This is a genomic window from Capnocytophaga sputigena, from assembly GCF_900446695.1.
Classification (GTDB): domain Bacteria; phylum Bacteroidota; class Bacteroidia; order Flavobacteriales; family Flavobacteriaceae; genus Capnocytophaga; species Capnocytophaga sputigena.
In genome coordinates this window covers 655,024-674,837 of the sequence record NZ_UAVP01000008.1, presented here as the reverse complement: position 1 = coordinate 674,837, position 19,814 = coordinate 655,024, and the positions used below count along the sequence as shown (strand labels likewise).

19 protein-coding genes and 1 other RNA gene are annotated in these 19,814 nt (G+C 38.6%); 14 read left to right on the top strand and 6 right to left on the bottom strand.

The window, feature by feature from the left end; genetic code table 11:
* Positions 1-7 precede the first annotated feature (7 nt).
* Positions 8-739: a tellurite resistance TerB family protein gene (locus tag DR017_RS09620; protein WP_002679799.1), complete on the top strand. Its 732-nt coding sequence runs from the start codon at positions 8-10 to the stop codon at positions 737-739.
* A gap of 30 nt (positions 740-769) precedes the next feature.
* On the opposite strand, the gene ffs is transcribed toward DR017_RS09620, so the two are convergent.
* Positions 770-867: signal recognition particle sRNA small type (gene ffs / locus DR017_RS09615), an RNA gene on the bottom strand.
* An 88-nt stretch (positions 868-955) separates the two neighbouring features.
* On the opposite strand from ffs, the gene DR017_RS09610 reads away from it, so the two are divergent.
* The 7 genes from DR017_RS09610 to DR017_RS09580 all read left to right on the top strand — a co-directional run bounded on the left by DR017_RS09610 (position 956) and on the right by DR017_RS09580 (position 7,595).
* Positions 956-1,375, top strand: a complete 420-nt coding sequence (locus tag DR017_RS09610) for a nucleoside-diphosphate kinase (protein WP_002679551.1) — start codon at positions 956-958, stop codon at positions 1,373-1,375.
* A gap of 82 nt (positions 1,376-1,457) precedes the next feature.
* Positions 1,458-1,934, top strand: coding sequence for a CAP domain-containing protein (locus DR017_RS09605; RefSeq protein ID WP_002679645.1), 477 nt, complete (start codon positions 1,458-1,460; stop codon positions 1,932-1,934).
* A gap of 76 nt (positions 1,935-2,010) precedes the next feature.
* On the top strand, positions 2,011-2,589 hold the full coding sequence (locus DR017_RS09600) for a TatD family hydrolase (protein ID WP_002679802.1): 579 nt from the start codon (positions 2,011-2,013) through the stop codon (positions 2,587-2,589).
* Between the two features lie 53 nt (positions 2,590-2,642).
* On the top strand, positions 2,643-2,837 hold the full coding sequence (gene rpsU, locus DR017_RS09595) for a 30S ribosomal protein S21 (protein WP_002674401.1): 195 nt from the start codon (positions 2,643-2,645) through the stop codon (positions 2,835-2,837).
* Positions 2,838-3,076: 239 nt separating this feature from the next.
* Positions 3,077-4,501, top strand: a complete 1,425-nt coding sequence (locus DR017_RS09590) for a leucine-rich repeat domain-containing protein (RefSeq protein ID WP_002679672.1) — start codon at positions 3,077-3,079, stop codon at positions 4,499-4,501.
* Positions 4,502-4,599: 98 nt separating this feature from the next.
* A complete protein-coding gene (pgmB, locus tag DR017_RS09585) occupies positions 4,600-5,232 on the top strand; it encodes a beta-phosphoglucomutase (RefSeq protein ID WP_002679789.1) in 633 nt (210 codons plus the stop codon).
* 98 nt (positions 5,233-5,330) lie between these two features.
* On the top strand, positions 5,331-7,595 hold the full coding sequence (locus DR017_RS09580; RefSeq protein ID WP_002679731.1) for an NADP-dependent malic enzyme: 2,265 nt from the start codon (positions 5,331-5,333) through the stop codon (positions 7,593-7,595).
* Between the two features lie 87 nt (positions 7,596-7,682).
* Here DR017_RS09580 and DR017_RS09575 read toward each other — a convergent pair whose 3' ends face one another.
* Both DR017_RS09575 and DR017_RS09570 read right to left on the bottom strand, forming a co-directional pair.
* Complete coding sequence (locus DR017_RS09575) at positions 7,683-8,903, bottom strand: 3-deoxy-D-manno-octulosonic acid transferase (protein WP_002679646.1); 1,221 nt, start codon at positions 8,901-8,903, stop codon at positions 7,683-7,685.
* Between the two features lie 160 nt (positions 8,904-9,063).
* Entirely contained in the window at positions 9,064-9,876 is an 813-nt protein-coding gene (locus tag DR017_RS09570) for an RHS repeat protein (protein ID WP_002679684.1), read from the bottom strand.
* Between the two features lie 287 nt (positions 9,877-10,163).
* On the opposite strand from DR017_RS09570, the gene DR017_RS09565 reads away from it, so the two are divergent.
* The 4 genes from DR017_RS09565 to DR017_RS09550 all read left to right on the top strand — a co-directional run bounded on the left by DR017_RS09565 (position 10,164) and on the right by DR017_RS09550 (position 15,526).
* Positions 10,164-11,048, top strand: coding sequence for an NAD kinase (locus tag DR017_RS09565; protein ID WP_002679564.1), 885 nt, complete (start codon positions 10,164-10,166; stop codon positions 11,046-11,048).
* A gap of 475 nt (positions 11,049-11,523) precedes the next feature.
* Complete coding sequence (gene rnr / locus DR017_RS09560) at positions 11,524-13,755, top strand: ribonuclease R (RefSeq protein ID WP_002679663.1); 2,232 nt, start codon at positions 11,524-11,526, stop codon at positions 13,753-13,755.
* A gap of 431 nt (positions 13,756-14,186) precedes the next feature.
* Entirely contained in the window at positions 14,187-14,738 is a 552-nt protein-coding gene (locus tag DR017_RS09555; RefSeq protein ID WP_002679736.1) for a hypothetical protein, read from the top strand.
* Between the two features lie 122 nt (positions 14,739-14,860).
* Entirely contained in the window at positions 14,861-15,526 is a 666-nt protein-coding gene (locus tag DR017_RS09550; RefSeq protein ID WP_002679635.1) for a LysE family translocator, read from the top strand.
* A gap of 100 nt (positions 15,527-15,626) precedes the next feature.
* Here DR017_RS09550 and DR017_RS09545 read toward each other — a convergent pair whose 3' ends face one another.
* The 3 genes from DR017_RS09545 to DR017_RS09535 form a co-directional block, all read right to left on the bottom strand.
* Positions 15,627-16,142, bottom strand: coding sequence for an OmpH/Skp family outer membrane protein (locus tag DR017_RS09545; RefSeq protein ID WP_002679794.1), 516 nt, complete (start codon positions 16,140-16,142; stop codon positions 15,627-15,629).
* Between the two features lie 401 nt (positions 16,143-16,543).
* The gene (locus tag DR017_RS09540; RefSeq protein WP_002679595.1) at positions 16,544-17,362 is read right to left on the bottom strand and encodes a class I SAM-dependent methyltransferase; all 819 of its coding nucleotides are present in this window, start codon (positions 17,360-17,362) and stop codon (positions 16,544-16,546) included.
* 63 nt (positions 17,363-17,425) lie between these two features.
* Complete coding sequence (locus DR017_RS09535; protein ID WP_002679725.1) at positions 17,426-17,758, bottom strand: hypothetical protein; 333 nt, start codon at positions 17,756-17,758, stop codon at positions 17,426-17,428.
* 307 nt (positions 17,759-18,065) lie between these two features.
* Here DR017_RS09535 and DR017_RS09530 point away from each other — a divergent pair, with 307 nt between their 5' ends.
* Complete coding sequence (locus DR017_RS09530) at positions 18,066-18,812, top strand: acid phosphatase (RefSeq protein ID WP_002679747.1); 747 nt, start codon at positions 18,066-18,068, stop codon at positions 18,810-18,812.
* Positions 18,813-18,984: 172 nt separating this feature from the next.
* Positions 18,985-19,776 carry a hypothetical protein gene (locus tag DR017_RS09525; RefSeq protein WP_002679572.1) on the top strand — a complete coding sequence of 264 codons (792 nt, stop codon included), beginning with the start codon at positions 18,985-18,987 and terminating at the stop codon, positions 19,774-19,776.
* The last annotated feature ends 38 nt before the right edge of the window (positions 19,777-19,814 follow it).

Sequence of the window (19,814 nt, the reverse complement as noted above, 5' to 3'; positions counted from 1 at the left end):
CAAACAAATGAAATTCTTTACTTTCCTTATAGCTATTCTATTCTTTTTATTTTTCAAACGCTTTGCCCAGCAGCCTAATGCAACTAAAGGGTTTGGCAATCCTTTCCGTTCACACATCTCTCCCGCAACTTTTGAACTCAACCTCCTCTCTCTCTGCTCTCTCGTTATCAAAGCCAACGGAACTGTTACGCAAGCAGAACTCGACTTTGTGCGTGCGCAATTCGTACGCCTATATGGCAAAGAGCGCGCTAATGAGGTATTTCGCAGTTTCAATGAGCTCATAAAAGGCAGGGAATTAGATGCCAGCCGCATTGCTATCTATGTGCGGGTGCGCACTACTTACGAAACCCGTTTGCAAATCTTGTATTTCTTGTTTGGTATTGCCGAATCGGATGGGGTGATGAGTGAGGAAGAGGTACGACAAATACGAGAAATTGCTTATCATTTTGCTATAGAAAACAGCGATTTTGAGAGTATCAAGGCAATGTTTGGCAGTAGCCAAAACAATAATAACAACCCTCATAACACCACGCCCAATGCCTTAGCAAAAGCCTACGCTATCTTAGGATTACAGCCCAATGCCACTGCTGAGGAAGTAAAACAAGCCTATAGAAATATGGCAAAAAAATATCACCCCGATAGAGTGATTACTGAAGATGCTGCCATCAAAAAAGGCGCCGAAGAAAAATTTAAACAAGTACAACAAGCGTACGAGTTAATTTGCAAATATCAAAATTAGCAAATTGTCAAATCGACAAATTACAAAAAAAGTGGCAAGCGATCTACATCGCACCGCTACAACCGAATACCTTTGCTGTGTTCCCACCCTGGAGGATTTTTCAGGAGCTGGTCGTGTAGGACTTGCCGGTGCAAAAGTACAACTTTTTTATTACACTGCAAGTTTTTTTGAAAAAAACTTGTATCTTTGTGGCTAAAAATAATAAAACAACATACAATGACTACAAACAGAACCCTTACAATGATTAAGCCCGATGCCGTTGAAAAAGGCTATATAGGGGCTATCCTTACCGACATCATCGCTGCTGGTTTTACCATCAAAGCAATGAAATTCACCCAGCTCACCCGCCGTGATGCCGAACAATTCTATGCTGTACACAAAGGCAAACCTTTTTTTGAGAGTCTGCTCAACTTTATGACCCGTGGAGCTATAGTAGCAGCTATCCTTGAGAAAGACAATGCTGTAGCCAGTTTCCGTGAACTCTTAGGAAGTACCAACCCCGAAAATGCTGCCGAGGGTACTTTGCGTAAGAAATATGCGACTTCACTAACCGAAAACGCTGTTCACGGCTCGGATAGTGATGAAAACGCTGCTATCGAAAGCCATTTCCATTTCTCAGAACGTGAAGTATTTTGAGTTAAAGAATATTTTTAACTGTTTAACAACTAAAATTTCACTACTTTTGCCTCAAAAGTACTCTATATTTATCTCTTAATCAATGAAAAAACTCCTTTTACTCTTAGCAATCCTATCGCTACAATGTAGCAAATCTCAAGATAGTGATAACGTGAGCTTAAGAACTAACAAAATGCTCACCCTCATCAATCAGCAACGCCAAAAAGGTTGTAACTGTGGTAATACCTACTACAAAGCTGCACCACCCCTCAAGTGGAACGCAACCCTCGAAAAAGTAGCCAAAGCCCATAGTGACGATATGCGCCGTCGCAATACAATGACCCACTATGGCAAAGATGCTAAAGACCCTGGCGATCGCCTCTCAAAAGCAGGCTACAAGTGGAGTACTTGGGCTGAAAATGTAGCTATGGGACAACAAAATGAAGAAGAAGTGATGAAAAGTTGGCTCAAAAGCCCAGGACATTGTGCCAATATTATGAACCCCGATGTAACCGAAGTAGGCGTAGCACGCAGTGGTACCTACTGGACACAACTCTTTGCTACCCCCTCCAAACCCTAACCCCTAATCGTTGCCCGTGCGGCTTGCACCTAATCCTTGTCCGTGTGGCTCGCACCCTGACCCCTGACACCTAAAAATGTACTTAGACATTCATTCTCATACTCAGCACTCTACCGTCGATACTTTGGTCATTCGCAACCAATACCCCCTCACTGCCGATACTACTGAACCCTTCTCAGTAGGGATACATCCTTGGTATATAGAGAATTGGGAACTGCAATGGGAAACCTTAGTACCATTGGCAAAACATCACAACTGCTGGGCTATTGGCGAATGCGGACTCGATAAAAACATCGCCACTCCCCTACCCCTGCAACAAGAAATATTTTTAAAACACATTCACTTAGCCGAAACTTTAGAACTTCCACTCATCATCCATTGTGTAAAAGCCTATTCTGAAATCATTCACCTGCGAAAAATCACCAAAAGCAAACAACTTTGGATACTCCACGGTTTTCGCAAAAATCTAAAAATTGCTCAAGAATGCATCACTCACGGTATTGCCCTATCCTTTGGATCTGCCCTAACCTATTCACCTCAGCTACAGGAAGTTTTCAAAAATATCCCACGTGAATACCGCTTTTTTGAAAGTGATGATATAGAGATATCTGTTTCAAAATTTCCAATTTTTCTAACTGACAAATTTGCAAATTAGAAAATTAGTTTGTACTTTTGCGCCCTGAAAATTGAAAGGAGGTGTAATCACTTATGTTAATAATTCCTTTAAAAGACGGAGAAAGCATTGATAAAGCTTTAAAACGTTACAAACGCAAATTCGACCGCACTGGTGTAGTACGTGAACTACGTGAGAGACAACATTTCACTAAACCATCTGTACGCAGAAGAGCCGAAATCCAAAAAGCACAATACATTCAACACTTGAAAGATCAAGAAGAAGTATAGCTTTTTATCAGATAATAGATAAAGAGATAAGAGATAAGAGTTATAACAACTCCTATCCCTTATCTCTTATTTTATTATATACCTACTAATAACTGATTATTAATCACTTAAGATAATTTGTTACATTCATCACAAAAAAACATAGTGCTTTATCTTTCAATGATTTGTATTTTTCAAAAAAAAATTGTACTTTTGTCCCGAAATTGAAATGAAACTATTGTAATACAAAAAATTTAGCAATGAAAACTACATTTTTAACATTAATGGCAGCAACTTTAGCTGTAACAACACTCACTGGTTGCAAAAAAGACAGTGGAGATGACGACTCAGGATTGAAAATTACAAGAGAAAATGTAACCTTAACAGTAAACGGCGATGACACTGTAAGGGTCTATACTTCTAGCGATTTAGTTAAACCTCAAGCTAAGAATGTTAGCATAGCTATTGTAAATCAATTAAATAACTCTGTAGACCTCAAAATTACTGGAAAGTCTGTAGGTATTACTTCTGTAGAACTTACTAACCGTTCTGGTGATAGAGGTACTATTACTATCAATGTTATACAAGAAGATGTGGAAGAAAATGGCGGCTTTAAAGTAGATAAAAGCACTATCTTCCTTAAAAAAGGTGGAGAAACTGACGTAACAGGACACCTCAAAGGAGGTTCTGGTAACTACGATGTAACCATAGGTAACTCTACCTTAGGTAGCGTACGTAAAGTAAATGGCAAATTTATAGTAACAGGCTTAGGTGAAGGTTTAACCGATAAAATTACTTTTAAAGACCTTACACTAAACAAAACTGTAGAGGTAGAGGCTTATGTAATTGTACCTTTCAAAGCTCTCATTAGTTCTACTGAATTAGTACAAAATAGCGCTTACAACATCACTTTAGAAGGAGTATATACCACTACTACTCCCGAAAATGGTCGCTTCGATAGAATGCAAATGAACGTAAGTGGCAATGCTGTTATTGCTCAGTTCATTACAACAGATGTTAAAGCTCAAAATGGGGTAAAATTAGGTGAAAAAGTTACTGGTATTAGAGTAACTGCTAAAAATGTAGGTACTGGTACCGTAAACCTTATCAATGGCGACGGACAAATATTGAACCTCAACTTTAATGTAAAAGCCTTAGTAGCTGATAACTTTTTCAATGTAGATGCTGATGGTGTAGCTACTGTAAAACCAGGAGTAACATTGCCTTCTAACGTTGTATTACCTGCTAATGCTAAAAAAATAGCAAGAGAAGCCTTTAAAAACCAAAATAATCTTGAAAGTGTTAATTTAACTAATGTAGAAGTAATAGACCAAGATGCTTTTATGGGTTGTTCTAAATTAACTACTGTTACAATGCCTGTTGTAAAAGTAATAGAAGGTGGTGCATTTAGAGCTTCAGGATTAAGAAATGTAGTATTACCTGCTTCTCTACAAAGAATAGAAAGAGGAGCTTTTGACACAGCTGCTATACAAAATGTAACTTGTCAAGCAACTACTCCTCCTGTTATTGATAATCCTTTCAGCACACTTGGTGGTACTAATCGCAAACTCTATGTTCCTGCTAGTAGCATTGAAAGTTATTATAATGCTTGGAGAAATGTTCTAACTAGTAGAGCTTTTGATGGTTTAAAAACAAATGGTTATAAACCTCTCCCTATTCAGTAATCTATTTATATTATTATAAACAAAAACCGTTATAAGTCCCCCTTATAGCGGTTTTTCTTTGCACTATTCACTTTTAACTTTTCACTATTCATTTTTCAATGGAAGGATATATTTTTGATTTAGATGGCGTACTGGTAGATACCGCCAAGTACCATTACCTCGCGTGGAAAACTATTGCTCAAGAATTTGGCTTTGAGCTCACTCCCGCACATAACGAACAACTCAAAGGCATAGGTCGTGAGGTCTCCCTGCACAAAATACTTCAGTGGGCAGCGAAAACACTGCCCGAAAATGAGTTCCAATCCTTAGCTCTCCGCAAAAACGAACTCTATTTGCAATACATCGCTCATATTGATAATAGCGAATTGCTTGTAGGTGTAGCCGATTTTCTGCAAACTCTCAAAAGCAAAGGCAAGAAAATCGCCTTGGGTTCTGCCAGTAAGAACGCACGTTTGGTATTAGAGCGCACAGGCATTTTGCCGCTGTTCGATGCTATTGTTGATGGCACTATGGTAACCCAAGCCAAACCCAACCCCGAAGTATTCCTCAAAGCTGCCGAACTTTTGCAACTACCTCCTGCCCAGTGCTGTGTGTTTGAAGATGCTCCCGCAGGTGTGCAAGCTGCTAAAGCTGCTGGAATGAGAGTCATAGGGGTAGGAGAGGAGCAAGTACTTTGCGCAGCCGATGAGGTAATTCCTAATTTTTCGTCATTCGTACTTCATAATTCATAATTATTTTATAACTTTGCATTTATAAACAATTAACAGGTAACAAGTAATTAGGTAACAATCTCGTTACCTCTTACTTCTTACCTCTTACCTAAAATCAAATGGATCAAAGAAAAAAAGAAGAAGCATTACACTATCACGAGTTCCCACAACCTGGGAAAATTGCTATCGTACCTACTAAAAAACACTCTACACAGCACGACCTTGCGTTAGCTTATTCTCCTGGAGTAGCCGAGCCTTGTTTGGCAATTGCCGAAGATAAAAGCAACGCCTATAAATATACTGCCAAAAGCAACCTCGTAGCAGTAATTTCTAACGGTACTGCCGTACTTGGATTAGGCGATATAGGAGCCGATGCCTCTAAACCCGTAATGGAAGGTAAAGGCTTGTTATTCAAAATCTTCGCAGGTATTGATGTATTTGATATCGAAATAGATGCTACCGATGTAGATAAGTTTATAGAAACCGTAAAAGCAATTTCACCTACTTTCGGGGGTATTAACCTCGAGGATATCAAAGCTCCTGAGGCTTTTGAAATTGAACGTCGCCTAAAAGAAGAATTGGATATCCCTGTAATGCACGACGACCAGCATGGTACGGCTATCATCTCGGCTGCTGCCCTTATCAACGCGTTAGAAATCGTAGGCAAGGACATCGCCAAAGCACAAATAGTAGTAAATGGTGCAGGTGCTGCTGCTATCTCTTGTACTCGCTTATACGTAGCCCTCGGTGCTGACCCTAAGAACATAGTAATGTGCGATAGCAAAGGGGTTATTCGCAAAGATGCGCCTAACCTAACAGAGCAGAAAGCTGAATTTGCTACCGACCGCAACCTCCACACCCTTGAAGAAGCGGTAAAAGGCTCTGATGTGTTCATCGGTCTTTCTAAAGGTAATGTACTCACCCCAGAGATGTTGCTCTCTATGAACAAGGATGCGATTGTATTTGCAATGGCAAATCCTACCCCCGAAATCGATTATGATTTGGCTATCAAAACACGTAAAGATATCATTATGGCAACGGGTCGTTCCGACTTCCCTAACCAAGTGAACAACGTACTCGGTTTCCCTTATATCTTCCGCGGAGCCTTAGACGTTCGCGCTACCAAAATCAATGAAGAAATGAAACTCGCTGCGGTACACGCTATTGCCGAATTGGCTAAAAAACCTGTACCTCAAAAAGTGAGTCTTGTATATGGCGGCGAAAACCTTACTTTCGGTCGCAACTATATCATTCCTAAACCGTTTGACCCTCGCTTGATTTACGAAGTACCCCCTGCTATCGCCAAAGCAGCTATGGCATCGGGTGTGGCACAGAAACCTATCACCGATTGGGAAGCCTACAAAGGTGAACTAATGGATAGAATAGGCGTAGGAAGCAAAGAAATACGCCTCTTGCAAGACCGTGCCAAACGCGCTCCTAAACGCATTGTTTTTGCTGAAGCCGACCAATTAGAAGTGCTTAAAGCAGCACAACGCATCTATGAAGACGGCATTGGTATTCCAGTACTTTTGGGTAATAAAGAACTCATCAAAGCCCTTAAATACGAAATAGGATTTAACGGTCGGGTAGATGTAATCGACCCTAAGAGTGATGCCGAAAAAGCACGTCGTGAGAAGTTTGTAAAACACTATTGGAAATTGCGCGAACGCCGTGGTATCACTTATGAAGTAGCCGAACGACTAATGCGCGAACGCAACTATTTCGGTACGATGCTCGTAGAAACTGGTCAAGCCGATGCGATGATTACAGGTTATTCACACGCTTATCCAAATGCTATTCGCCCTGTATTAGAAATTATAAAGAAAGAAGAAGGAGTGCGCCGTATTGCTGCTGCCAGCATTATGTTCAGCAAGCAAGGACCTATTTTCCTATCGGATGCAACTATCAATATCAACCCTACTGCCGAAGAATTAGCTAATATTGCTTTACTTACAGCACGCGCAGTGAAGTTCTTTGGTTTAGAGCCTTCGGTAGCGATGTTGTCGTATTCTAACTTTGGATCGGCAGTGTCCGAAAGCAGTCTCAAAGTACGTGAGGCAGTAGCTTATTTACATAAAAACCACCCCGATTTAGTAGTAGATGGAGAAATCCAAGCCGATTTTGCCCTCAATCCCGATAAGATTGCCAAGAACTATCCGTTCTCAAAACTCAACAACGGCAAAGCAGCTAATGTGCTCATCTTCCCTAACCTCGAAGCAGCAAATATCAGTTATAAGCTCCTCAAGGAAACAGAACACTTAGATACCATAGGTCCTGTAATCTTAGGTCTTACTAAGCCTATCCACGTGGCTACCCTTGGGTCTACTGTTGATGAAATGGTGAATTTGGCTACACTTGCTGTAATTCAAGCACAATCTGAGTAGTGCGAGATGCACAAGCAATAAAATTATAAATTATACTTTGCCAAAGTTATTATAGCCTTTTGTGCTATAGAACTTTGGCAAAGTTTTTTATATCCCCTTCAAAAAAGCGTTTGTAGCGCCTTTTTTTTCTGTTATATACTCACGATTGATATTTCCTACTATCTCGCGTTTTTCAGCCGAATTTACAAGGCTATTCATCACCTCAGCAAATGCTTCTCTACTATCAACAGATAATACACCTCCTAAAGCGACTAATTCTTTCGCTTCATTGAATTTTTCATAGTTCTTACCAATAATCACTGGAATACCAAAAACAGCTGGTTCTAACACATTATGCAATCCCGAAGTTCCCATACCTCCACCTACATAAGCTATATCGGCATAACTGTATACCTTGGTAAGCATACCGATAGTATCGAGAATGAGTACCTCGTAATCTGGAAGGTTAAGAGTGTCTTTCTCACTGAAAAGAGCCACTTTGAGGTCTAACTTCTGCTTGTTGTCTCTCAGTACAGCTATCTCAGTGGGGTGGATATTGTGAGGGGCAATAATGAATTTTACGTTAGCTTTGCAGGTGTTGAGATACTGCAAATAAACCTCTTCATCGGCAGACCAAGAGCTGCCAAATACCACACACAAAGCATCCCCTTTGAATTGCTCTATAAAATCGAGATGATTGTCTCTCTCAGCTATTTCGGCTACACGATCAAAACGAGTGTCGCCACTCACCGTTACATTGGTAAAACCTAAACTGCCGAGCAGTTCTTTAGAGAGGTCATTCTGTACAAAGAAATGAGTGAAACAATGTAAGGCTTTGCGCATCATTCCGCCATAAGGCTTAAAGAAGATTTGATCTTTTCTAAAAATACCCGATAGCAAATAAGTAGGCACTTGTGCTTTTTTAAGTTCATTGAGGTAGTTCACCCAAAACTCGTATTTCACAAAGATAGCCATTGCAGGATTTACTAGTTGTACAAACTTACGAGCGTTCACGCGGGTATCGAGAGGAAGATAGACCACTATATCGGCATCGGGGGTGTTTTTGCACACCTCATAACCTGAGGGTGAGAAGAAAGTAATGAGTATTTTGTAACCTTGCGTTCTAAGAGCTTTGGCTACTGGCAATCCTTGTTCAAACTCACCAAGGGAAGCCGCATGTAACCACACATAACGCGCATTTTTATCTAATTTTTCATTAAGGGTTGTCCATACAATTTTACGTCCGCTTACAAAGAGACGTATTTTTTTATTGAAGAGAGCAATCAGCGGGAGGATTGCTTTTATAAGATAAATAATGAGATTATACATAATAGTCCGTTAGTACAGAATGCAAAAGTAGTGAAAAGTTTCAAGTATCTTATAAAAATGGGAGAATTTTGAATCTCATAGAAGTTAGAAAAGTAGGATTTTCCAGAAGTCTCTAACAAAAAAAAGCTGCTCCATTTTAGAGCAGCTTTTTTGTTATCTATTAATAATATTTTAGCTTCTGAAGTAAAATCATCGTTGGTTTACCATCAACCGACATTGTTTTCTTTATCCAGTTTTTCTTCTTGTCATACACAAGTGTGTAAGATTCTGTTTTGGTAACATTACCGTCTTTATCAAAGTATTTTACTTCTGTTTCGTTATTATTCTCATCAAAAACTGAAGTAACGCGCTGTTTTAGGTTGTTATCTTTGTCAAACACTTGTTTTTCAATGGTATTACCTTTAGCATCGTAAGTATATACAGTTTTACTTGATAATTCTTTTTTGCTGTATTTAGATTCTTCGGCTACTTTTCCATTAGGAAGGTAGGTATAAGTAATTTTCTCATCGCACAATCCAGCCATACATTCGGTGCGCTCTATCAATTGGTCTTTATCGTTATAAGCATTGATACGACTCATAAAGATAGTCCCATCAGGAGTTTCAACATCGTGTTTGGTAAGGTTACCGCGCTCGTCGTATTCATATACGTTTTTGGAAAGGAGAGTATTAGAATCATCACGAGAAGCCGATTCTAACAAAAGTCCTTCTTTGTCGTATACATCCACAAAATTGATAGTCATACCACTTTGTTTAGAGAACATTTTTACGGGAGTTCCTTTTTTGTCAAACTCAGCAAAGAGTTCGGAATTCATAGGAATTTCTTGTCCTTCTTCAGTAACTTGAATACCTGTTTGGGTATATGTTTTTACTTTTCCATTGAGTTTGGCACGCTCCCAACCATTCTTTTTCTGAGCCTGACCAAAGGCGATGGTGGTGGCTAATAAAGCCGCTATTGCTACAATTTTTTTCATAATAATGTGCTATTAAATTTATATTTTTTAAAGGTGCAAATGTACAAAAGATTTTCTAATGCCACAATGCTTGTGCAGGCTAACGTACTAAAAGTATGCCAAAAACCGCAAAAAGGGGAGAGGTTGTTACAAATATAACTAAAGTGCTAAATAAATACATCATCGCTAACAACTACAATTTACTATTTGTGAATTGCCAATTGTCAATTCTTAATTGTTAATTGTTAATTAATTTGTACCTTTGCCATACCAATTGACAAACAGACAAATCAGAAATTGACAAATCAATGAAAATAGCAATATATATCCGACAATATTCTACCGAAAATGAAGCTATACTACGTGAACTTTTCTCTCATCTCCTGCCCGAAGATGAGGTGTTTATTGAATGTGAAATCCTTAAAGAACTGAATATCCGTTCTCACCAATTCCTCAGAGCTAAACCTTTCAAATCATTTGCCGACCTCAACAATTCGTACGAGGTAATGCTCACCATTGGAGGTGATGGCACTCTGCTGAAAGGTATTACTTACCTCCGCGATTTGCAAATTCCTATTTTAGGTATCAATTCAGGGCGTTTGGGCTTTTTGGCAAATGCTCATAAAGACGATCTGCAAAACGTTTTCGTGCAATTGCGTGATAAAACTTACGAAGTAGTGGAACGCTCGGTAATAGAAGCTGTCTATGCCGATAGTGGCGAGCCGGTAGACCCTATAAATTTCGCCCTCAACGAAATTACCGTTACACGAAAAAATACAGCATCGATGATTACAATCGATACAGAACTGGGCGGCGATTTCCTATCATCGTATTGGGCTGACGGACTTATTATTTCTACCCCCACAGGCTCTACAGGTTACTCGCTGAGCTGCGGTGGACCTGTGATTTTACCTACAGCCAAAAACTTTGTCATTACCCCCATCGCACCGCACAACCTCAATATGCGACCGCTCATCATCCCCGAAGATACTGAAATCAAACTCACTATCTCAGGACGGGAAAAGAAATTCCTTCTATCGTTAGATTCTCATATCAAATCGGTAGACAAAAAGCACTCTATTATTGTGCGCAAAGCACCTTTTGTAGTGAAAATGATACGATTAGACGGCGATAGTTTTATCAATACACTGAGATACAAACTACTCTGGGGTGAGGACAGAAGAAATAAATAACACCTGAAACCTAAAAACCTGTTCATAACTATTACCAAAAAAATAATAAATAAATTTGTTTCTCTCGCTTTTCCGTATATACAAACCCAAGTCTAAAATATGCAAATTTATTTTTTAGAAAATTATCAACAGTGATACAACAGTTATTCACAATTGCCCTTTTAAAAAATTATCCACAAAATGCAGTTGAATAGTTGTGGGGCAGTTATCAACAGTTTTACCTAAAATATTCATTCTAAAAGTCGTAAATCATTTTTTATTGTTGATAACTAATCATAAATCACATCAACTGAAAAAAGCAAATTTTTAAGCCTAATTTTTTACCCCCTATTCACACTCTCATAATAGTAACCTTCTTTTTTAAAAAAATTTTTTTTTTCAATTTATAATTTAGAGATTGTTGATAACTCAAAAATGCTTACCTTTGCAGTTAGTCACACTGTTTGTGTGGCTCACACTTAAAAAATAAATTACTATGAAAAAAACAAACAAACCCAAGAAACAAGGCAAATCAGGGAAACCTAAAAAAAATAAGAGTCTGGCTAAACGCAACAAGCACGAGCTTATCAAAGCAATTTTCTCGGTATTGCAAGAACACCCCGAAGAGGGTTTTAACTACAAGCAAATCGCTGCCAAACTTCATATTACCGATGCTCCGCGTCGTGATATGCTGGTAAAGCAACTCGTACAGCTGAAAGAGAAAAAACGCATTGTGGAAATAGATCGTGGAAAGTACCAAGCTATCCCTATGCAACACTACTATGTAGGTACACTGGATGTGAGTTCACGCGGCAATGGCTATGTAATAGTTGATGGTTTAGACAACGACATTTTTGTAGCACAGAATTTTCTAAACAAAGCCCTCCACGGCGATTTGGTGGAAGTATATGTATTTCCACGTTTTAGAAATCGCAATAAGATGGAAGGAGAAATCAGCAAAGTGTTGGAACGCAACAAAGTGCGCTTTGTAGGTACCGTGCAAATGCACAAAAACTTCGCCTTTGTAGTCCCTACCGATGCCCGTATGTATACTGATTTCTTTGTGCTGAAAGACAAACTCAATGGTGCTCAAGATGGCGACCGTGTGATTGTGCGCATAGAAGATTGGAAAGACAAAAGCGATTCGCCTATGGGGGTAGTGGAACAGATACTCGGCAAACCAGGGGAACAAACTACCGAAATGCACTCTATCTTAGCCGAATACGGTCTGCCCTACACTTATCCAGAAGAGGTAGAAGCCTTTGCTAAAAAGTTAGACCTTTCCATTACTGATGAAGAAATCGCCCGCCGTCGTGATATGCGCCAAACTCTTAACTTCACTATTGACCCTCGCGATGCAAAAGACTTCGATGATGCACTGTCATTCAAAGTATTAGAAAATGGCAATTACGAAATTGGCGTACACATTGCCGATGTATCACACTACGTGAAAGAAGGTACTATATTAGACGAGGAAGCCTATAACCGCGCTACTTCAGTATATTTGGTAGATAGGGTAGTGCCAATGTTACCTGAAATACTCTGTAACTTCGCTTGTTCACTCCGCCCCGATGAAGATAAATACACCTTTTCGGCAGTGTTTGAGATGAATAAAAAAGCTGAAGTGGTAGATATTTGGATAGGACGCACTGTAACACACTCGTCATTTAGGTTTGCTTATGAAGAAGCACAATCAGTAATAGAACAAGCCAAAGTAGGGGAGGGGTACACCATTCCTGCCGAAACTTCTATTACCGATAAAGAGCGTGCCGTACCTGCTAATGTGGTAGAGGCTATTCTCACACTCAATACTTTAGCCGAAAAACTGCGCAGCAAGCGTATGCGTTTGGGAGCTATTACTTTTGATAAAGTAGAAGTGAAATTCGACCTTGATGAGAACGGCAACCCTACAGGGGTATATTTCAAAGAAAGCAAAGAAGCCAACAAACTGATTGAAGAGTTTATGCTCTTGGCTAACAGAAAGGTAGCCGAGTACGTAGCCAAAATGAAAAAGACTTTCGTATACCGTGTACACGATGAACCCGATGCCGATAAATTGCAACAGTTCAATGCAGTAATTAGTAGATTTGGCTATAGCTTGAACTTGAACAACCGCCAAACCACTACCGATTCGCTTAATAATCTCTTAGAAGAAGTAAAGGGCAAGAAAGAACAAAACTTAGTCGATACTTTGGCAATACGTTCGATGGCAAAAGCTACTTATACTACCAAAAACATAGGGCACTACGGTTTAGCGTTTGACTATTATACCCATTTCACTTCGCCTATACGCCGTTATCCCGATGTGATGGTACACCGCCTTTTGCAACTCTATTTAGATAATGCCCCCTCACAACCGGAAGCCGACTATGAAACCAAATGCAAACACTCTTCACAAATGGAGAGTTTAGCAGCATCGGCTGAGCGTGATTCTATCAAATATATGCAGGTGAAATATATGGAAGCCCATAAAAATCAGCAGTTTGCAGGAGTGATTTCGGGTGTAACCGAATGGGGTATTTATGTAGAAATTACCGTGAACAAATGCGAAGGTTTGGTACGCGCTCGCGACATCAAAGACGATTATTACACTTTCGACGAACAACAATATGCCTTAGTAGGACAAGCCACTGGCAAAACCTATCAGCTTGGCGATGAAGTAATGATACGTGTGAAAAACACCGACCTAATGAAAAAGCAATTAGACTTTGAACTCATAAGCGAATAATGAGTCGTAGCACGACAGGCGGTTTTTGCATCGTTTTATTTGCTTGTCGTGCTACGACCTTTGGCAAAGTTGACTGCTCTGATTATCAATAATTTTTGAAGTATGTTATGTACGAAAGCCAGCGATAGCTGGGTATGTGCTGTAAACGCCCACATAAATAAAACTTTTTGGACACCTTCTTGAAAGTTACAATATATTTGGAAATTATATAAAAATGATGTACTTTTGCCTCAACTAATCCTAATCTCTATGCCTATGACTGATATTAATATTCTTTCCTTTGGAGATATATTATGTTGTTTTCTTCTGTAAACAAAATATAGTGAGGATTTTTCCTTAAAAATGGCTTCCCCTAACTGAGCTACGGGTTACTGTCTTCATAAAAAGAACGTGCAAAGAAAATTAAATTAATAATTTAAAATTAAATTAGTATGAAAGAAATAATGAAATTTTCGTTGTTTATACTATTTTTTGCAGTAGTATTAGTGTCTTGCTCTAAAGAAAAAAATCAAGAACCATTGCAAGATTTGCAAAATAAGTCAATGACTTATAAAGAGTTCTTTGAAACTGTATCAGAGAAATCAGTAGACTTTGTTCCAAATGAGAAAGTATTACTTGTCTCGTACAAATTAAACAAAGAAGATAATACCGTTACTTTCTTGTCAAGTATCATTGCTGAATCAAGCTGGGGTGTAGGTTTTGATGTTGCTGGTAAGTACGAAAAACAACAAGTTTCTCGCAATCAAAAAGATAATTATACCGTATTTTATGCAAATAATGATGGTGAGAATTTAGAGAAAACTTGTAATGGAGTTAGTAATTTTAAGCAATTGCTTTCTAATTATTATACTGAGGGTATCGATAATTATTTAGTTTATGTTCCTGATGTAAGAGCTTTTTATCTTTCTAAAGATCTTGATGAATTGGTTGATTTGAAAGATGAAGAAACTCTAAAACAAGTAAGTAAAATTATCAAATCATAGTTAATAATTATTTAATAACCAATAGAGTAGGGGAGAGGTACTAAAAACTTCTCCCTTATTTTTTGTGTTTCAGTAGTTTTTTAGTACTTTTGTGCAATTAATCAAATTTTAGGTAGAAATAGATGTTTGCGGATGTATTGCTTGCATTACCTTTAGGCTTGTTGTTAGCTTTTACCATAGGTCCTGTCTTCTTTGTATTGCTGGAAACAGCTATTACCAAAGGATTTAGGGCAGCTATTGCTTTCAATTCGGGGGTAGTATTAGCCGATGCTGTCTTCATTCTCATTGTCTATTTCACTACCAGCAGTCTGTTGCGCGAAATTAAGGACGACCCTAAACTCTTCTTTGCCGGTGGACTTATAATGGTAGCCTACGGACTTATCTCATTCATCAAACTGAAAAAAGACTTTAAGAAAACAATGGATAATAAGGAGAATGCGCACTTACAAGTAGCTGAAAAAGTGAACTATATAGCCCTCTTTATCAAAGGTTTTCTACTGAATTTCATCAATATAGGGGTTTTAGGTTTTTGGTTAGGGATTATTATCGTTTTTGGTCCTAAACTCGATATGAATGCCAGTAGGATATTTGTATTTTTTACTTCTATTATCTTGGCTTACTTTGGCATAGATATCATTAAAATTCTCATTGCTAAGAAACTCAAAAACCGACTTACCGCTTTTCATATCTACAAAATCAAACGCGCGATTAGCATTATACTGTTAGTCTTTGGAGTTTTCTTGATATTCCAAGCGTTCTTTCCTAACGTATTACAATTAACTAATTAGCTATCAATAAAAAAACTTTGTCAAAGTCTTAAAAAACCTTGACAAAGTCTATAATTACAATTCTGATTCCTGATTCCTGTCTCCTGAAACCTGTTACCTATTACTTCTTACCTGATTTATATTGATTGTTCAAATATTCAGTAACTTCTTTAGTAATATCTTTGTTATCAGCACCATAGAGTACGCTACCGCCGTCGTTAGCACCAAGGATAAAGGTATAGCCTTTTTGTTTGCCATATTCTTTAATGTTTTTCTTCACTTTGCTAAGTAGAGAATCCATTTGAGTTTGGCTTTCTAATTGCAATCTTTCTTCTTCTTGTTGCAAGTGTTGTTGCAATATCTGACTCTTTTGCATCAACTCATTGTATTTTTTCTGAGCTACGTTTTGAGGGAGGGTTTTAGCCTGAGCGTCGAAAGCACGTGCTTCAGTTTGGAACGCTACAGAAATACTATCGCGTTTTTTCTTATAGGCATCAACTTCAGTTTTCAATTTAGCCTCGATGTCCTTTTTCTCTTGGTACTCGTTTAAGAGTTTACTGTTATCCACGAAAGCCACCTTATCGGTGCAGGCAGTAAGAGCGAGGATCGCTACGCCTGTTAAGATGAGTTTTTTCATTTTCTATAATGTTTAATTCAATTCAGGTCGCAAAAATAAGAAAGTTTTGTGTGTAAATGAAATATTTTTTAATTTTATTACTCAAAAAAGTAAAATACTATTTTTCGTCATTCGTCACTCGTCATTCGTCATTCATTGTTCCACGTGAAACCATCTGACCCCTGAAACCTGTCTCCTGACCCCTATTCCCTAAGAATAATTATTTTCTATTTTAAATTTAAAATCTATAAAAATACTTTATAAAAACCAACTTTATTACAGACGTTTTTAAGCGTTATTTTTAAAAAGTGATATACTTAGTTATTGATAGGGGAGAAGTATCGTAAAAACGTCTTATTTAAAGTTTTTACTATTTTTAGCTTCAAAAATAGTAAAAATAGGCAACTCTTACCTCTTATCTCTTACTTCTTACCTAACACGTAAATCTGCGATGAGTATTCTCCTTTGCGCCAACCGTAGTAGTTAGAACGGAGTCCGTTGAGGAAACCTTTAAGAAATGATTTCTTACCGGTTTTGTATTGTTCGGAAAGCATACTCACGTAGAAGGCATCAAAGAGCATAGGGTGGATAGCGAGGAGTTCAAAACCTTCTTTAGCAAAAAGCTGCTCGATACTCTTTTTGGAGAAATGCCATAAGTGTCGGGGTACATCATAAGCAGCCCAATGTTCCTTATAATGCTGAGCATCCCACGAGCGATAGTTGGGTACGGCTATTACAGCAATGCCATTTTCTTTTAGTAAGTTGCTGATAATCTGTATTTCTTGTGTTACATCGGGTACGTGTTCTAGTACGTGCCACATAGTAATCACATCAAAAGAGTGGGGGAGGAGTTCGCTAAAATCGGCTTGTAGCAATAAGCCTTTTTCCTCTGCTTTGGCACGTGCTTTCTCGCTTGGTTCAATGCCCATAGCCTCCCAATGAGCGTATTTTTTGCTACTCAACACAAAGTCACCTGTACCCGCCCCTATGTCGAGGAGGTGTATATTTTCTTTTTTGTATTGCTTGATGAGTGCAATTTTGTGCTTTAGGTTATAACTTTTTACCCATTGATAGAGTCTGTCGAATAGTGTTTTACGACTATCGGTATGCGAGATATACGCCTCACTTTCGTAGTATTTACCCAGCTCATCGGGAACGGGATTTGTTCTGTAAAGTTCTAATAATGAATCATATACAAGAGTAAATTCTTCTTGTGATACACTGTAATCTTTAATTATCATTAGGTACGAGCCACACGGGCAGTTTAATTATTAATTGAAAAAATGTTCCACGTGGAACATTTCTTATCTCTTACCTCGAAGAAAGGCATACATTTTTCGTGTTTTCAAATAGTCGAGATTGAAATCGTTTTTGTAGGCTTCACATTCAAAGATGATATTGCGATAGGCGCGATATTTATCTTTGTACTTTAGATATTTAATTCCAAAGTCTATGAGATACCATATATAGAAAAAAATCACTAAGAGTTCACGTTGTTGAGCGAGGTGTATGCGTTCGTGATTGATGAACTGAGGGTCTTCTAATAGTCGCGGATTATTTGTAAATACAAAAGGGTAGAGGGTAATCCCTGCAAAGCCTTTGGGTACGAAAAATTTATTTACGATAAAACGTTTCATTTAGGTAAGAGATAAGAGTTAAGATGGTGCAAAGGTAGTAAATTAATTAACAATTATCAATTTATAATTAACAATTCGCAATTATGAATTGTTAATTGAAAAATGTTCCACGTGGAACATTATATAAATATTCTCTTTTGCAGCTTCTCCCCCTTTTTTTTTGGGAAAGCTAGCGAGTGCTCACAGCTGCGTATGTGCAGGGCTATCCCTAACTAAATGATTTGAGATTTATTCTTTTATTGCTTGTATTTTTATTTATTAATTCTTATTTTTGTCGGCGTATTTTAACCATAAAAACAATATTAGTATGAAAAAACATTCTATTTGGGTAGGCTTCTTTGCTTTTATGACCCTTGGTACTTTTGTACAAGCACAGGAAAAAGAATCACATCATTATCTTTCTTTAGAAGATGTAGCGAGTAGTTTGGAACTGTTACCTCCTCCCCCTGCTGTGAATAGCATTCTCTTCCTGAATAATGAAGCTCAATACCGCTGGGGCAAAATGCAACGCCCTACACCCCGCGGTGACCAAGCTGTGAGTGATGCGCGCCTCTATGGCGATGGAGTAGCCAAATCGTTTTCGGAGGCTTTTGGGATGACAATTTCTAAAGAAGGAACTCCAGAAATTTACAAACTTATCAGTCATTTTCGTGAAGATGCCGGCGATTATGCTACCCGCAGTGCTAAAGAACACTATATGCGTATGCGTCCGTTTACCTTCTATAATGAAGATACTTGCAATACCGAACAACAACAAGGACTCTCTACTAACGGTTCTTATCCTTCAGGACATACGGCTATTGGCTGGGCTACTGCCTTGGTATTAGCTGAAATCAACGTAGAGCGCCAGAACGAAATCCTCAAACGCGGTTATGAAATAGGGCAGAGTAGAGTGATTTGTGGTTATCACTTCCAAAGTGATGTAGATGCCGGCAGACTTGTTGCTAGTGCCGTAGTTGCTCGCTTGCACGCCAATAAAGAGTTTATGAACCAACTCAATAAAGCAAAAGCAGAATTTGCTAAACTTTCAGGACGCTCAGGTAATAGACGATAGGTTTCAGGGGTTAGATACTAATAAAATAAATCAAGACTTTAAGAAATGATATATTGTTTTATTAAAAGTTACAGTGAGAATTGCTTTTGAGGCTTATCTCCTTTCGGGGGTTCGGGGGCTATATTTACAAAATACTTAACTCAACTTTTGATGGCTATTAATAACTAATAATATGAAAAAAATGCTTTTTCTGTGTTTGTTTCCTTTATTGGGAATGGCACAAATTGTCAATCCTCCCATTACTCGTGCTGATAAGGAACTGAAAGGGGAGGTGAAAACGATGGTGGAACGCACGTATGATGTGTATCGTGGCGACCTGAAACAAAAACGCCTTGCTACCGAAAATCGTTATGTGTTTGACAAAGCGGGATACGCTACGGATTCTGAACAGCATTATAGTGGTAATAGTTTGCGTTACCAGTATGTGTATGATGCTACACAGCATCCTTTGGAGGTAACGATTACCAAAACGGCTCACGGTGGTTCACTCATTTCTACAGGTAAATATGAGTACGATGCTCAAGGAAAATTGCTTTCTTATCGTATGCTAATGCAGGGGAGTGCTTCGCCTACGCAGGTGTATACTTTTAGTAAGTGGGATAACAATGGCAACCCTGTTGAAGGTCTTTTGCAAACGGATAAAGAAAAAGCTAAGGTGTGGCAGGAGTTCAATAAGCACAACCAGCGCACTTTGCTCAAGATGGTTACTGAGGGCGATACCTCTTCCGAAATACGCATAGAAGTGCGTTACGACCGTGAGGGTAGGGTAGTAGAGCGCAGTATTGCTGAGGGTAACACTCCCCCACAAGTATTGCGTTATACGTACGACAAAAAGGGTATCCCAACGGGTACAAACAACCAGCAGTTTAAGCATACTTTCGACAAGAAAGGCAATTGGATTACTCGTACTATCTTTGTAAATGGGGCTATCGTAGGGTATGTGGAGAGAGAAATTACCAATTAGTGCGAGCCGCACGGGTGATTTATTAATGAAAAATATTA

Excerpts from the sequence above, each read along its gene's own strand:
- DR017_RS09620 (WP_002679799.1), top strand. The coding sequence starts at position 8 with ATGAAATTCTTTACTTTCCTTATAGCTATTCTATTCTTTTTATTTTTC.
- DR017_RS09610 (WP_002679551.1), top strand. The coding sequence starts at position 956 with ATGACTACAAACAGAACCCTTACAATGATTAAGCCCGATGCCGTTGAA.
- DR017_RS09605 (WP_002679645.1), top strand. The coding sequence starts at position 1,458 with ATGAAAAAACTCCTTTTACTCTTAGCAATCCTATCGCTACAATGTAGC.
- DR017_RS09600 (WP_002679802.1), top strand. The coding sequence starts at position 2,011 with ATGTACTTAGACATTCATTCTCATACTCAGCACTCTACCGTCGATACT.
- rpsU (WP_002674401.1), top strand. The coding sequence starts at position 2,643 with ATGTTAATAATTCCTTTAAAAGACGGAGAAAGCATTGATAAAGCTTTA.
- DR017_RS09590 (WP_002679672.1), top strand. The coding sequence starts at position 3,077 with ATGAAAACTACATTTTTAACATTAATGGCAGCAACTTTAGCTGTAACA.
- pgmB (WP_002679789.1), top strand. The coding sequence starts at position 4,600 with ATGGAAGGATATATTTTTGATTTAGATGGCGTACTGGTAGATACCGCC.
- DR017_RS09580 (WP_002679731.1), top strand. The coding sequence starts at position 5,331 with ATGGATCAAAGAAAAAAAGAAGAAGCATTACACTATCACGAGTTCCCA.
- DR017_RS09575 (WP_002679646.1), bottom strand. The coding sequence starts at position 8,903 with ATGTATAATCTCATTATTTATCTTATAAAAGCAATCCTCCCGCTGATT.
- DR017_RS09570 (WP_002679684.1), bottom strand. The coding sequence starts at position 9,876 with ATGAAAAAAATTGTAGCAATAGCGGCTTTATTAGCCACCACCATCGCC.
- DR017_RS09565 (WP_002679564.1), top strand. The coding sequence starts at position 10,164 with ATGAAAATAGCAATATATATCCGACAATATTCTACCGAAAATGAAGCT.
- rnr (WP_002679663.1), top strand. The coding sequence starts at position 11,524 with ATGAAAAAAACAAACAAACCCAAGAAACAAGGCAAATCAGGGAAACCT.
- DR017_RS09555 (WP_002679736.1), top strand. The coding sequence starts at position 14,187 with ATGAAAGAAATAATGAAATTTTCGTTGTTTATACTATTTTTTGCAGTA.
- DR017_RS09550 (WP_002679635.1), top strand. The coding sequence starts at position 14,861 with ATGTTTGCGGATGTATTGCTTGCATTACCTTTAGGCTTGTTGTTAGCT.
- DR017_RS09545 (WP_002679794.1), bottom strand. The coding sequence starts at position 16,142 with ATGAAAAAACTCATCTTAACAGGCGTAGCGATCCTCGCTCTTACTGCC.
- DR017_RS09540 (WP_002679595.1), bottom strand. The coding sequence starts at position 17,362 with ATGATAATTAAAGATTACAGTGTATCACAAGAAGAATTTACTCTTGTA.
- DR017_RS09535 (WP_002679725.1), bottom strand. The coding sequence starts at position 17,758 with ATGAAACGTTTTATCGTAAATAAATTTTTCGTACCCAAAGGCTTTGCA.
- DR017_RS09530 (WP_002679747.1), top strand. The coding sequence starts at position 18,066 with ATGAAAAAACATTCTATTTGGGTAGGCTTCTTTGCTTTTATGACCCTT.
- DR017_RS09525 (WP_002679572.1), top strand. The coding sequence starts at position 18,985 with ATGAAAAAAATGCTTTTTCTGTGTTTGTTTCCTTTATTGGGAATGGCA.